General features: G+C 67.6%; 10 protein-coding genes. 3 read left to right on the forward strand and 7 right to left on the reverse strand.

What is annotated here, in order from left to right; all coding sequences use genetic code 11:
• Positions 1-24: 24 nt before the first annotated feature.
• The 4 genes from ACTJIL_RS01035 to ACTJIL_RS01050 all read right to left on the reverse strand — a co-directional run bounded on the left by ACTJIL_RS01035 (position 25) and on the right by ACTJIL_RS01050 (position 5312).
• Entirely contained in the window at positions 25-501 is a 477-nt protein-coding gene (locus ACTJIL_RS01035; RefSeq protein ID WP_440753756.1) for a hypothetical protein, read from the reverse strand.
• Between the two features lie 92 nt (positions 502-593).
• On the reverse strand, positions 594-1517 hold the full coding sequence (locus tag ACTJIL_RS01040; protein ID WP_440753757.1) for a helix-turn-helix transcriptional regulator: 924 nt from the start codon (positions 1515-1517) through the stop codon (positions 594-596).
• A gap of 380 nt (positions 1518-1897) precedes the next feature.
• Positions 1898-4498 (reverse strand): TonB-dependent receptor plug domain-containing protein, encoded by a 2601-nt coding sequence (locus tag ACTJIL_RS01045; protein ID WP_440753758.1) that lies wholly within the window; start codon positions 4496-4498, stop codon positions 1898-1900.
• A gap of 310 nt (positions 4499-4808) precedes the next feature.
• Positions 4809-5312 carry a hypothetical protein gene (locus ACTJIL_RS01050; RefSeq protein ID WP_440753759.1) on the reverse strand — a complete coding sequence of 168 codons (504 nt, stop codon included), beginning with the start codon at positions 5310-5312 and terminating at the stop codon, positions 4809-4811.
• A 109-nt stretch (positions 5313-5421) separates the two neighbouring features.
• Between ACTJIL_RS01050 and pdxR the strand changes: the two genes are divergently transcribed.
• Positions 5422-6951, forward strand: a complete 1530-nt coding sequence (pdxR, locus tag ACTJIL_RS01055; protein WP_440753760.1) for a MocR-like pyridoxine biosynthesis transcription factor PdxR — start codon at positions 5422-5424, stop codon at positions 6949-6951.
• On the opposite strand, the gene ACTJIL_RS01060 is transcribed toward pdxR, so the two are convergent.
• Positions 6860-7273 (reverse strand): hypothetical protein, encoded by a 414-nt coding sequence (locus ACTJIL_RS01060; RefSeq protein ID WP_440753761.1) that lies wholly within the window; start codon positions 7271-7273, stop codon positions 6860-6862. The two genes, pdxR and ACTJIL_RS01060, sit on opposite strands and share 92 nt — an antisense overlap.
• A 162-nt stretch (positions 7274-7435) precedes the next feature.
• Here ACTJIL_RS01060 and sufT point away from each other — a divergent pair, with 162 nt between their 5' ends.
• Together sufT and ACTJIL_RS01070 are read left to right on the forward strand one after the other, a co-directional pair.
• Positions 7436-7987, forward strand: coding sequence for a putative Fe-S cluster assembly protein SufT (gene sufT / locus ACTJIL_RS01065; RefSeq protein ID WP_440753762.1), 552 nt, complete (start codon positions 7436-7438; stop codon positions 7985-7987).
• 714 nt (positions 7988-8701) lie between these two features.
• Positions 8702-10975, forward strand: a complete 2274-nt coding sequence (locus ACTJIL_RS01070) for a M4 family metallopeptidase (protein ID WP_440753763.1) — start codon at positions 8702-8704, stop codon at positions 10973-10975.
• A gap of 128 nt (positions 10976-11103) precedes the next feature.
• Here ACTJIL_RS01070 and ACTJIL_RS01075 read toward each other — a convergent pair whose 3' ends face one another.
• Positions 11104-12714 carry a tetratricopeptide repeat-containing sulfotransferase family protein gene (locus ACTJIL_RS01075; protein WP_440753764.1) on the reverse strand — a complete coding sequence of 537 codons (1611 nt, stop codon included), beginning with the start codon at positions 12712-12714 and terminating at the stop codon, positions 11104-11106.
• 390 nt (positions 12715-13104) lie between these two features.
• On the reverse strand, positions 13105-13452 hold the full coding sequence (locus tag ACTJIL_RS01080) for a hypothetical protein (RefSeq protein WP_440753765.1): 348 nt from the start codon (positions 13450-13452) through the stop codon (positions 13105-13107).
• Between the last annotated feature and the right edge of the window lie 62 nt (positions 13453-13514).

The raw sequence follows: 13514 nt of genomic DNA on the forward strand, positions 1-13514 counted from the left end.
CCCGAACATCCGGGCTCGGCCGTTTCAGGCCCGGCGTGCGAACAGGGCGCACATCACGCCGAACACGGCGTGCATCACGATGCTGCTGGCGACCCAGGGCACGTTATCGAAGTCGGGCGTGCCGGCCGCCGACAGCGGCACGACGACGAAGTTCATGACCAGGTACAGCAGCACGCCATAAGCCAGCCCGCAGGCGACGGGATGCCTGTGCAGACCTGCGTGGCGCAGGCCCGCCAGCCAGTAGGCGAGTACGAACATCGTTGCGATGAAGTAGTGCAGGCCGGCTCCGAGCAGGACGGAGGTGATGCCGGCCTTGAAGCTCGCCCCGCCGAGCAGGCCGGCCGCGACCGACTGCAGGATTCGCGAGAGCCCGACGCCCTGCGACTGCCAGAAGATCCACGCGAACGCGAGGTCCGTCGTGCCGACGACAAGACCGCCGAGTACCAGCCATGCCGCGATCGACAACCTGCTTGCGTTGGGATGGAGCGAGGCGTCGGCCATCGCTTGCCTCGGGTTGGGATCAGGCAGCGACCGATGTCCGGATCGGTGGGCGCGCGGACGGATCCGCATGCCGGCGCGCGTCGGTTCCCGGCTCATGCGGCCAGCGAACCGGTTTCGCCTCGGGCGCTTCGTGCTTCGGTCGTGGTGCAGCCGAAGGACTTCTTGAAAGATCGGCAGAAAGCACTCTGGCTCTCGAAGCCGAGGGATTCGGAGATTTCGCAGATCGCGGTCGTGGTGTCGCGCACCAGCGTCCAGGCATGCTGCAGCCGCAGCCGGGCCGCATATTCGGAGGGCGTTTCGCCGAACACGTCACGATGGACGCGGATCAGGTGCCAGGGGGAATAGTTGGCGCTGCGTGCCAGTCGCGCCAGGTCCGGTCGTTCACCTTCGCAGCTTTCGATCAGGTGCCGGACGCGCAACAGGCGCAGCATGATCTGCTGGCGCCGCTGCCGGGTGCGGCCGCTGCAGCGCGCGGCCAGCGCGGACAGATCGCGCTGTTGCTCGACCACGGCTGCGCAGACGGTTTCGACCATCCGGGCCGGATCGTCGTCCACGGTCCCGCCTCCGCGCGTCACGCGAGCCAGCCGGACCAGCAGCCGGCGCAAGTGGCGGGGGCAGGTGCAAGCGCGCGGAAAGATCTCCTGGTGATCCTGGCCGCAGATCCGCAGGGCGTGCTGCCACGTGGCGAGCGGTCCCGCCACCGCCAGCCACGCGCCGGGATCGTCGCAGCCCATGTGGACCGGGCTGTCGCGCCACGCCTGCCAGCTGCCTGCGGGAATCGTCCAATGGCTCCCGGCGGATTCCAGCCACAGACGGCCCGACAGCGGCAGGCAGAGCGACAGCCATCCGGCCGGCATTTGCAGGCGAGTACCGCGCCCGCGGGCGTGGACGACTTCGAGGGACAACCTCGGGCCTGGCTGGAGCTGCAGGGAGTCCGCGAAATGCAGTGCGTGGAAGCGCACGGCTCCCAGACGCGCACTTTCGGGGCTCGGGTCGGGGGCGGCACGGGTGACCATGGCGTGACGTTAGCCGCGCAAGTGGCCCGGCTGCAGTGCCAATCCGGCCGGCGTGAGGGGAGCCAATTCCGGAATGTGAAAAAAACGGCCCGGGCGATGCCGGGCCGATGTCCGCGGGCGGGCGTTTGTCGCTGCATGTTCTCGAACGGCTGCAGCCCTGGGCGCCCTTGCTGGAGAGAGAGATGCGTGAGCACCGCTGACGGACATCCACAGTGGGCGGCGTTGCGAGCGCATGCTGTTCCGCAAGCCACGGGAACATTGTCCTGGATTGTGTTTTCGACAGTAGGCGATGGCCTGCGGTGCGTCCCGGTCATGTCGCGGACGCAGCGCAAAAAAAAGGGAAGGGCCGAAGCCCTTCCCGTGGTGTGCCTGCGGACAGGTCAGAAGCGCTGTTCGTAGCGCATGTACGGTGTACGGCCGTAGGCGTCGTAGAGGAAGAAGTTGAACGGGCGGCCGTCGAAATTGATCAACTGCGGCATTTCGTTGGTCACGTTGTTGACGCCGGCCGTGAACTTCGCGTTCCACGGCAGTTCCACGCTGGCCTGCAGGTCGTGCGTAAGGTAGCTGTCGGTGGCGTCCGGGCCCGAGCCGTTGGCACCGATATAGCGGGCGATGTAGCCCACGCCCCAGTCACCGCGCGTCCACTGGTTGTTCAGCGTGGCGCGGGTGCCCGGGAAGCCCTGCGTCTGCACCTGGTCTTCGCCGCCGTCGATCGTGAACTTGTTCGACCAGCTGGCCTGCAGCACGTTGGTCAGCTTGCCGGCGCCACCGAGGTCGAAGTTGGTGCGAAGTGCGAGATCCACGCCGTCGGTCTTGACCTCGCCCTGGTTGAAGAAGCAGTTGTGGATCTCGACCACCGAGTTGCCGCGGTTCGGATCGCGCGTCAGCGAGCACGGTGCGCCCGGCATCGGCGTCGGGTCGTCGCCGTTGTCGATGTCGATCAACTTCTGCGAACTGAAGAACGCGATGCGCTCCTCGATCTTGATGTTCCAGTAGTCGACCGTCACGTTCAGCCAGTCGGTGGCGTCCCAGACCACGCCGAGCGAGTATTGGGTCGACTCTTCGGCGCCCAGGCCTTCGGCCTTCTCGCGGAAGGCATTGACCTGGACCGCATCGTCGCCGCCGAATGCCGCGCAGTCCGCCGCGGTGTCGGCGCCGAAGAACAGGCAGGTGGCCGGATCGAAGACCGGGTCGGCCGAGAACGCGGTTTCCTGGGTGATGACGTCCAGGGTCGGGGCGACGAAGCCGCGGCCCACCGAACCACGCAGGGTCAGGCTGTCGATCGGATGCCAGCGCAGGGCCACCTTCGGGGCGAAGTTGGTGCCGTAGTCCGAGTACTTCTCGTAGCGGCCGGCGATGTCGGCCTCGAGGGTGGACGTGAACGGCAGCAGCATTTCCGCGTAGATCGAGCTGACCTCGCGACCGCCGCCCGAGGAGGCGCCGGCGCTGCCGAGGATCACGCCCGCCGAGGACAGCGAGTCGTAGATGTCGGCGTAGTCTTCCTTGCGGAACTCGCCACCGACGACCAGGCCGGCGCTGCCGCCGCCCATTTCGAACAGGTCGTTGAAGGTGACGTTGCCGAACGCTTCCTTGGTGGTGAAGGTGCTGTTGCGGGTGATCGTGGCCTTGATCGAGTTCAGCACGTCGATCGGGGTGGAGCCCGGATCGTAGATGTTGTAGGTGCCGTCGTTGATCGCCTGCTCGGCCAGCGAGCCGACGATGTAGTTGCGGCCGAACTCGTCGTAGCGATAGGTGTTGTAGCGCACGCCCGCATCGATGTCGATGGAGTCGTTCACCGTGCCGCGGAAGCCGAGCATGATGTCGTAGACGTTGGCGTTGGTCTCGTTGTCGCGGTTACCCGCGGCAGCGAAGCGGTGGTACAGGTAGGTCGTGGCACCGGGCATCGGATTCTGTGCGGCATCCGGAGCGATGATCACGACGCCGGGCGTCGGCGCGTAGCGGCCGAAGCTCTTGGCGTTGGTGACGGTGGTGCTGAAGTAGGTCGACCAGTCGTCGTTGATCTGCACTTCGCCGTTGAGGAAGAACGCCTTGTTGCCGTAGCTGGCTTCGTCCGCCGCGGTGGCGTTGAAGTCGTACACGCAGCGGCCATTGGCCGGCAGGATGTAGAAGTTATCGTTGGTGCAGCCGCCCGGGACCGGGTTGAAGAAGTCGATGCCGTTGACGAAGTTGGAGTTGACGACGTTGCCGTCCGCGTCCACGGAGAAGTAGTTGTTGCCGAAGGTGCTGGCGCCGGGGGTGGAGCCCCACGGGCGGGTGTGGGTGAAGATCATCGCGCGACGGTTGTGCGAGAAGCCGCCGACGATGTGGCCGCGATCGCCGCTGACACCGAACAGGATCGAGGCTTCGTCGGTCGGGCCCCACTTCGGGCTCGAATGACCGACGGTGACCTGCGCGCCGTTGTAGTCCTTGCGCAGGATCAGGTTGATCACGCCGCCGACCGCGTCGGCACCGTACACGGCCGATGCGCCGTCGGTGAGCACTTCAATGCGCTCCACGGCCGCCAGCGGGATGGCGTTGAGGTCGGTACCGGCACCGGCGGCAAACGGCGCCTTCGGTGCGCGGTGGCCGTCGATCAGGACCAGGGTGCGCTGGCCGCCGAGGCCGCGCAGGTCGGCGAACGCACCGGCCTGGGCCGAGCTACCCGACTGCGGGCGGAACTGGCCGACCGAGTTGAAGTTGGTGGTGCGCAGGTAGTCGGCGACGGACACTTCGCCGCTGGCGTCGATCTGGGCGCGGTCGATGACCGTGACCGGCATGGCGCCTTCGATCTCGGCACGCTTCAGGCGCGAACCGGTGACCTCGATGCGGTCGAGGGTGGTGGTGTCGGGAGTAGCAGGGGTGCTGGTCTGCTCCTGCTCCTGGTCCTGCGCGAACGCAACGCCGGTGCCGGCGATGCTGGCGGCGCCCGCAACGAGAGCGAAGGCGATCGCGTCGCGGAGCTTGGTGGTCTGCAAGGTCATCTCGGATTCTCTCCAGTCATTCCGGTTTCGGATAAGCCCCGTGCCACGTCGTCGCGCGGTTGGGGGGTCGATTCAAATTACGAATCCTTAACCTGTGCCGGTGTGCATCGCGAGGTGGAAAAGATGTGCAGAAACCGGGATTTGACGCTGGCAATCCGTCGCGGCGGGCGGGCTGCGCCACGCCACATGCACATGCCGCGCCGAACGCCGCTGCAGGCCGGAGCGGCGTTCGGCGCGGGGAGCCGGAGAATACCGGGCCAGGCCGCAGCCACCGCCGGCGAAAAGCGCGAGGAGCCGTGACGGTCCGGCTTCAGTCGCGGCTCCCGGCGAGCGTCGCGCGGGCCGCCAGGGCTGCCGGGATGCCGATCGCCACGATGTACGTTGCCACGCACAACCCGAGCCATTCGGGCTTCGTGGAGCCCCCGTCGCCGGCGAGCAGCGGCGCGATGATCCAGAAGACCACGCCATACGCCAGCATTCCGTACAGCGCGCCGCACAGGACCGGACGCCGCAGCAGTACTGCGTAGTGCCGGGCGGCGACCCGGTACAGCGCGCAGACAGCCCAGACCAGGCCGCAGTAGAGCAGCGTTCCGAGCAAGGCCGTTGCCGCGCCCCCGTCGAATGCGTCGCGCCCGACGATCCATGCGGCAATGCCCTGCGGAATCCGGATCGCCTCGACCTGGAACTGCGACCAGTATGCTGCGGCGACCCAGAGGTCGAGCAGCGCGCCGCCAATGCCGGCGATCGCGACCCAGGGGGCACGCGCCAGCCGGTTGCGGGCTTGCGCGTCGGGGGAGGCTGCGAGCGTATTCATGGTGTGGCTCCGGTCGGGATTGGAATTGGCCCCATCAGGACCCGGGCAAGTGGCACTATCAAGGGCCAATTGATCCGGCTGAAATGGAGCCAATCGAACGGAGCTCGCCATGGAACTCCAACTCGACGGCAACGGCACGCTTCATGCCCAGCTCACGCGCGCGCTCAAGGCAGCCATGCTCGCCGGACTGGTGGGCAGTCGCCTTCCGCCGAGCCGGCTGCTGGCGCGCGAACTGAACCTGTCGCGAAACACCGTGCTGGCCGCCTACGAACAGCTGCGTGCCGAAGGCTTCATCGAAAGCCGGGTGGGATCGGGGAGCTACGTCGCCACGCCGCTGCCGGCGGTACGGCCGGCGCCGCCGCCGCCGCTGGGCGACGTCGCCGCGCAGTCGACTCGCGCGCGACGCGTGCGCGAATGCTTCGAGCATGGCGCGATGCCCGGCCGCGATGTTCCAGGCGCCAGGCACGCGTTCCAGTACGGCGTGCCCATGGCCAACCCGGCCCTGAGCAGCAACTGGGCGCGTGCGCTGTCGCATGCGGCCCTGTACACGTCGCCGGGTTATCCGCACACCCAGGGCCTGCTGGAGCTGCGCGAAGCGACTTGCGACTACCTCGCGCGCCGGCGCGGCGTGCATGCGCTCCCCCAGGATGTGCTGATCGTCGGTGGCACCCAGCAGGCGATTGCCCTGATCGCCGACGTGCTGATCGACCCGGGCGACGTCGCCGTCATCGAGGATCCGCATTACTTCGCGATCCGCAGCGTGCTGCAGGCGCGCGGCGCGTGCATGCGTGCCATGGACGTCGATGGCGATGGCATGACCTGCGACGAATTGCCGCGATCCGGGGCGAAGCTGCTGTGCGTGACACCCTCGCACCAGTTCCCGACGGGCGCGGTGATGTCGTTGTCGAGGCGGATGGCGTTGCTGGACTATGCGAAGCGCCACCAGGCCTGGATCTTCGAGGACGATTACGACGGCGAGTTCCGCTACGGCGGCAAGCCACTCGCGGCACTGCGTTCGCTGGACGAACACAACCGCGTCATTTATGTCGGTACGTTCTCCAAGGCACTGTTCCCGGCGATGCGGCTGGGTTACCTGGTGATGCCGCCGCAGCTGCGTCGCGACTTCATCTCGGCCAAGTGGCTGAGCGATTTCGCATCGCCTGGCATCGAGCAGGCGGCGCTGGCCCACTTCATCAAGGACGGCGCCTTTGAACGCCACCTGCGACGCACCGCGCACGAGCTCAAGGCACGCCGGCAGGCGCTGATCGACGGACTGCGCGCATGCAGCCGCGGGCGGCTGCGGATCGAGGACTCGCAGGCGGGCATGCACCTAGTGGTATGGCTGCCCGGCCACGGCGATGCCGATGTCGCCGGGTTGATCGCGCATGCGCAGGGGATCGGACTCGGCCTGTATTCGATCGCGCCCTATTACCTGCGCCCGCAGGACCGGGGCGGGCTGCTGATGGGGTTCGGCGCGATGTCCGTGGCCGAGATCGAGCAGTCGCTGGCGCTGTTCGCGCGCAGCCTGGACGCGGTCTTTCCCGTGCTCAGCGCGAAGCCACCGCCGCCACCACCAGCGCCGCGCCCCACCAGGCGAATTCGACAGGGCCGTTCGCGAGCTGGGTCAGGATCCAGATGAAGTCCGGGCCGAGCTGGAACATCGAATCCCACGGCAGCAGAGCCATCGACTTTCCGACCTGCGCCGCGACGATGCCCCAGTTGGCCAGCGCGATCGCAAGCGCGGTGCCGAGCACGGCGGACGCGGCGCGTGGCCAGCCCGGTCGCATACGCCCCAGGCGCAGCATGAGCGTGGCGTCGAATGCGGCGACCACGGCCATCCAGCCCAGCTGCCGGTCGCTGGCGAGGGCCAGCAGCACCCATGCCGCGGCAATGCCCATGCTGCCCAGCAGCAGCAAGGCGAGCGCGGGCAGGGGATTGCGGGATCGGGAATGGGGAGGCATGGACCAGCCGGCGGGACGAAAGCCGGACAGCATACCGTTCGTGCAGCGATACAATGGCGTCCTTGCGTGGCGGCAGGCCGCCACCATCTTGGGCCTGTACCGCCGTCCGGGCGGAAGCGACCCTGTCCGGACCCGCATTCCCACACAGGCCGACGACCGATCATGTATTCCCGCAGCAGCGAACCCGTCCGCTTCGAACGCGATTGCAGCGCCGTCCTGGTGCCGCAGGGCGACGTCGTGACCCTGCCGGCGGGCAGCATCGGCTACATCACCCAGGCGCTCGGCGGCAGCTACACGGTCTTCATCGAGGGCAACCTGTTCCGCATCGCCGGCCAGGACGGGGACGCGATCGGCAAGGAGCCGGCCGAGCCGCTGTCGCTGCCCGACGACGCCAGCGACGACGCGGTGGAAAAGCTGGTGTGGCAGCAGTTGCGTACCTGCTTCGACCCCGAGATCCCGATCAACGTGGTCGACCTGGGGCTGGTCTACGAGGCCAACGTCACCCACGGCGACGACGGCAAGCGCCAGGTGGAAGTGAAGATGACGCTCACCGCGCCGGGCTGCGGCATGGGCGACATCCTGGTGGATGACGTGCGCAGCAAGCTGGAAATGATCCCGACGGTCGCCGAGGCCGACGTCGAGCTGGTGTTCGACCCGCCGTGGAACCGGGCGATGATGTCCGACGCGGCCAAGCTCGAGACCGGGATGCTGTAGTGCGGTACACGGCGTCGGGATTCCGCCGCCACTCCTTTTGCCGGTGATTCACCGGCCCGCTTGCCCAACCGGCGTGACCACCGCCGCCGGACGGAAGATAAAGCCGCGATTGCCAATGTGCTTGCCCTGCCCATCGCATCCGCATGGGGAGGGTGTGCGCCCGCGCGCGCGACGGGGCGAGTGCGCCGATGACGGTACCGGTCTCCCGTTCGGGTTGGAGTGGGGTCTGGATCACAGATCGGCCAATCGCCCGGCGAAATTTCAGTGTGAACGCCCGCTGAGTTGCCATTTTTGGTCAGTATCGGGACGCACAGGGTCACATCCGGGGATGCAAGCCGGCATGCACTCGACGGCAGTGACGCCGTCCGCGTCCCGGTCGGCCTTCCGCCGCCGTGATCGAGCGGTGGCCACGCATCGTCGCCTGATCCTGTGCCCATGGCGTCACGCGGGGCTGTTCTCCAGACGGGTCCCGCGCCTGTTCCACTTCTTCGATGAAGGATGTTCGTGCGGCAAGAAGCTGCGGAGGAAGCGATGGCCATCCATCGCGCCGGGGGGGTCCCATCGACGCCTGCGGCGTCCGGCACACGCCGGACATCAAGACAGCAGCAGGGATGCGACGGCCGAGGGGGCGGCCGGGCGCAGTCGTTGGAAAGCAAGTCAGAGCGCCGGCCAGGCGGCCGGTCGCATGTCCAACCCATCGGGAGATCCACTGCAGTGATCCAGTCCAAGAAGCGTTCCCTACAGCTCGTCACACTCACGCCGCTGGCGTTCGCCTGCATGGCGATGTCGGCCCATGCCGCTACGCGGGTCAACCTGCAACACGAGGATGTTGCAAGCATCAACGGTCGCTACGCCCAGGCCAGCGTCGCGATCGGTGTCAGCAAGCAGGCCAGCATCCGCCACGCGGAGATGCTGGGCCTCGGGCCGGACTCCGCGCTGAGCGTGCTCAATACCCGCGCCACCCGCGACGGCGTGCGCAACACCCGTTACCAGCAGACCTTCCGTGGCGTGCCGATCTACGGTGAGCAGGTGGTGGTCAGCGAGGACGCCAATGGCGCCGTCCGCGCGCTGTTCGGCCGCAAGATCGGCGGGCTGGAAAGCGAACTGCCGGCCGTGGCCCCGAAGGTCAGCGGCACCCAGGCGCTTGCCGCCGCCAAGCGCGCCGTGCTCGGCAGCCGCCTGCTCGCGATGCGCGTCCAGGGTGAGCAGTCGCGCCAGGTGGTCTTCATCGACGACAACAACCGCGCCCACATGGCCTGGGAAGTGTCGTTCTTCGCGGATTCCGCGAAGGGTGGCTCGCCGACCAGCCCGAAGGTGATCGTGGACGCCGCCAGCGGCGCGATCCTCAAGCAGTTCGACAACCTGAAGAACGCCGAGATCGGCACCGGTCCCGGCGGCAACGAGAAGACCGGCCAGTACGAATACGGCACCGACTTCGGCTTCCTCGACGTCGAGGAGAGCGGCGCCAACTGCACGATGAACAGCACGAAGGTCACCACGATCAATCTCGCGCACGGCACCACCGGTTCCACCCCGTGGAGCTACACCTGCCCGCGCAACACGGTCGAGGCGATCAACGGCGCGTTCGCGCCGCTCAACGACGCGCACTTCTTCGGCCATGTCGTGTTCGACATGTACAGCGACTACCTGCAGACCTCGCCGCTGACCGGCAAGGTGACGCTGAAGGTGCACTACAGCAGCAACTACGAGAACGCGTTCTGGGAGCCGGCCACGCAGACGATGTACTTCGGCGACGGCGCCAGCACGTTCTATCCGCTGGTCGGCCTGGACGTGCTCGCGCACGAGGTCTCGCACGGGTTCACCGAGCAGAACTCGGGCCTTGAGTACTCCGGCCAGTCCGGCGGCATCAACGAGTCGTTCTCCGACATCGCGGGCGAGGCGGCCGAGTTCTTCTTCAAGGGCCAGAACGACTTCCTGGTTGGTGGCGAGATCTTCAAGGCGCCGGGTGAAGCGTTGCGCTACTTCGAGGACCCGACCCTGGACGGGATCTCGATCGGCAGCGCCAACGACTACTACGACGGCCTGAACGTGCATTACTCGTCGGGCGTGTTCAACAAGGCGTTCTACCTGCTCGCGCACACCGCGGGTTGGGACACGCAGAAGGCGTTCCTGGCATTCGCCGGCGCCAACCGCGACTACTGGACCCCGAACGTCAACTTCTACGACGCCGCGTGCGGCGTCGAGACGGCCGCCGAGGATCTGGGCTACACCAAGGCGGACGTGACCGCGGCCTTCGCCGGCGTCGACGTCGAATGCGGTGGCGGCCCGCCGCCTGACCCGGATCCGGTCGCGCTCGAGAAGGGCGTGGCGGTGACCGGCATGGCGATCGAGAAGGGCCATGCTCTGCGCTACACCCTCGACGTGCCGGCGGGTGCGGCGAACCTCAGCTTCACGATTTCCGGCGGCACGGGCGATGCCGACCTGTACGTGAAGTTCGGCGAGGAAGCCACCGACACGGTGTATGACTGCCGTCCGTACAAGGCCGGCAACAGCGAGGTGTGCGAGTTCCCGACTCCGTCGGCGGGCACGTACTACGTCCGCGTCAAGGCGTACTCGTCCTACAGCGGCGTCACCCTGGTCGGCGACTACGACGGCGATGGCGGCGGCGACCCCGGCGGTGATGAGGTGCAGACCTACACCAACGGCGACGACTTCGTGATCAACGATCGCGGCACGTTCCGCAGCCCGATCGTCGTGGCCGACCGCACCGGTTCCGGGCTGGCCGAAACCGAAGTGAAGGTGGACATCACCCACAGCTACATCGGTGACCTGAAGGTCGACCTGATCGCGCCGGACGGTGGTACGTACGTGCTGCACAACCGTACCGGCGGGAGCACGAACGACATCAACAAGACCTACACGGTAGACCTGTCCGGGGAAAGCCTCAACGGCACCTGGAACCTGCGCGTCAAGGACAACGGCAAGGGTGATACCGGCACGCTCAACAGCTGGAGCGTGACCTTCTGATCGATCCGGTCCCGGCCTCGGCCGGGACCGGTATCCGACAGGATGCAGGGAAGCTTGAACGGGCGGGGCATGTCCCCGCCCGTTCTCATGTCCGGACCCGGAAAAATGGTTCGGCGTGGATGCGGGGCTCAGGACAGGCCGGCACGCACCAGTGCCGCACGCAGCGGATCGAGCAGCGCGCCATAGCCGCCGGTGCGGCCGGTATCGGCTTGCAGCGGCTGCCTGACCTGGGTCGCGCTGGCGGTGCGCACGCTGCGACGCGCGGCATGGAACGCCAGGCAGGCCGGATCGAAGGGCAGGCCGCAGGCATCGAGCAGCGCGTGGATCGCGGCGGTCGGGTCGCGCAGCAGGGCTTCGTACGATTGCAGGTGGACGCGGCCGGGATCGCGTTCGCGCCAGGTGTCCATCGCACGCTGGCTGTCGCGCCCGAAGGCGGCGATGTCGTCGAAGTCGCAGGAAAAATGCGGCAGCCGGTAGAAGTGCTGCTTGTAGCAGGACCACGCCGTCTCCAGCGGATCGCGGCGGGTCTCGAGCACGGTCGCGCCCGGCAGCATCGCCCGCAGCACGCCGGCGTGCAGCCAATTTTCCGGCATCTTGTCGGTGAAACGCGGTCGGTGTTCGCGCCAGCGCGCGGTGCGCTGCAGGTAGTCGCGGCCCAGCCGCTGCCAGTCGCCGACATCGGCCTGCGCGATCCACTCCGGGAACGGTCGCCCGCGACGGACCGACTCCTCGTCCAGCACGTTGCCCAGGTCGGGCAGTTCGCTCGCGCCTTCGACCTGCGGATGCGCGGCGAGGATCTGTTCGAACAATGTCGAACCCGAGCGCGGCATGCCGGCGATGAAGAGCACCTCGCTGCCGAGCGAAGGGTCGGCAGGAGAGGGGAGTTGCGCGGTCGCGGCAATGATCGCGTCCACGCGCGCGCTGAAAGCCACGGCATCCCACGGCGCTTCGCGGCCCAGGCGCGCGTTGGACGACTGCAGCGCGGCGAATGCCTCGGCGTGGCGGCCGTGGTCCTCGCAGACCTTGCCCAGCGCGTAGCCCATCGCGACGCGATCGGGCTCGCCGATGTCGGCGCGGCCGTGGTTGAGGGCGAGCTGCTCGCGGTCCTCGTCCGACAGCGGGCGCACCTTCATGTTGGCCAGCCCGCGCCACGCATCGCCGCAGGCGGGGTTGCGCCACAGCGCCTCGCGATAGTGCGTGTCGGCGTCGTCGAAATGCCCGGCGTGCACCAGTGCGTCGCCGAGCAGGATGCGCGCGGGCATGAAATCCGGGGCCAGTTCTACTGCCCGCGACAGCATGGCGATCGCGTCGGTGGTGTGGCCTTCGAGCTGCAGGCCGCGGCCGAGGTTGTACCAGGGCATCGGGTGTCGCGGCGCCAGCTCGCCGGCCTTGCGCCAGCTGGCGCGCGCGGCTGCGGCGTCGCCACAGCGCTGCTGCGCGTTGCCCAGGTCGATCAGCACCAGGGCATCGTCGGGCCGCTGCTCATGCGAGCGTTGCAGCGCATCGCGCGCGAGGTCGTGGCGTCCGCCGGCGCCGTGCGCGATGCCGGCCAGGCGCAGGGCCTCGGGATGTTCCGGCGCGATGGCAAGGACCTCGCCGGTCAGGCGCAATACCGCCTCCGCGTCCCCGTGCCGGATCGCCTGCATCGCCGCATGCATTCGCTGCACCGCGGCGGGCGGAAGCGCGGCCAGGCGCGGGTCGGCGGGGGAGATGTCGGAGTTCGTCGAGGACTGCGGCATTGCGTCGCCGGAAATCGGGGAACGTCGATGATAAGTGGCCGCGACCGACGATGCCCGTTGCCGGACGATCGTCGCCCTCGACCAGCGGCACCTCGGCCAACGATTCCCGCGACGGCGGGCCGAGTCCTGTGCGAGCGGCTTCAGCCGCGAGCTTCTGAAGAGTGCGACGACAGCCTTCGACTTTGAAAGCGCGACTGGCGATCCAGGACCCGCTGTCGGCAGTCGGCTCGATTCCTGGCCTGTCTCCACAAAAAGCTCGCGGCTGAAGCTGCTTCGCAGGGATGCGATGCCGGTCGATGAAGCCGATGGGTCGCGGTCAGCGCGAACGCACAATCCGAAATAGTTCCGGATGTAACCGTCTACATTCCGAAATAGGGAGGCCCATCACGATTAATGCCCCGAAATTGCTGCGCTTGCAGCGTGAATATTTTCTGAACTGTCATTTATTGTCAGTGGCAGACGCATTGCGTCATGCGTCTGTTTCCGGTGGGCGGGGTTCGACACGACCCACCGATTTGCCGCCAGCGGCATTCCTTCCAGCACGAGGCTATCGATGCCGGGCCTATTCCGGATTTTCGCCGCAGTCGCGTCCCTGCCGGTCTTCCGACCGATCGCGGGGCGCGGCACCGCGGCGCCGGGAGCGGGCTGCGCGTGCGAAGGAGGGAAGCCGCCGGCCGTGCCGACGGAAACGTGGGTGTGCATTGCGGGAAGTTCGTCGGACGCGTCAACGATCGACATCTGAAGAAGCTGCGAGGGGCCAGCACCGGCAGCCGGGGGGCCGTCGCCGCCGGTGGGGAGTT

Source organism: Luteimonas sp. 22616 (assembly GCF_052044325.1).
Classification (GTDB): Bacteria; Pseudomonadota; Gammaproteobacteria; order Xanthomonadales; family Xanthomonadaceae; genus Luteimonas.

Coding starts and splice junctions, on each gene's coding strand:
- ACTJIL_RS01035 (WP_440753756.1), bottom strand. CDS start 501: ATGGCCGACGCCTCGCTCCATCCCAACGCAAGCAGGTTGTCGATCGCG.
- ACTJIL_RS01040 (WP_440753757.1), bottom strand. CDS start 1,517: ATGGTCACCCGTGCCGCCCCCGACCCGAGCCCCGAAAGTGCGCGTCTG.
- ACTJIL_RS01045 (WP_440753758.1), bottom strand. CDS start 4,498: ATGACCTTGCAGACCACCAAGCTCCGCGACGCGATCGCCTTCGCTCTC.
- ACTJIL_RS01050 (WP_440753759.1), bottom strand. CDS start 5,312: ATGAATACGCTCGCAGCCTCCCCCGACGCGCAAGCCCGCAACCGGCTG.
- pdxR (WP_440753760.1), top strand. CDS start 5,422: ATGGAACTCCAACTCGACGGCAACGGCACGCTTCATGCCCAGCTCACG.
- ACTJIL_RS01060 (WP_440753761.1), bottom strand. CDS start 7,273: ATGCCTCCCCATTCCCGATCCCGCAATCCCCTGCCCGCGCTCGCCTTG.
- sufT (WP_440753762.1), top strand. CDS start 7,436: ATGTATTCCCGCAGCAGCGAACCCGTCCGCTTCGAACGCGATTGCAGC.
- ACTJIL_RS01075 (WP_440753764.1), bottom strand. CDS start 12,714: ATGCCGCAGTCCTCGACGAACTCCGACATCTCCCCCGCCGACCCGCGC.
- ACTJIL_RS01080 (WP_440753765.1), bottom strand. CDS start 13,452: ATGTCGATCGTTGACGCGTCCGACGAACTTCCCGCAATGCACACCCAC.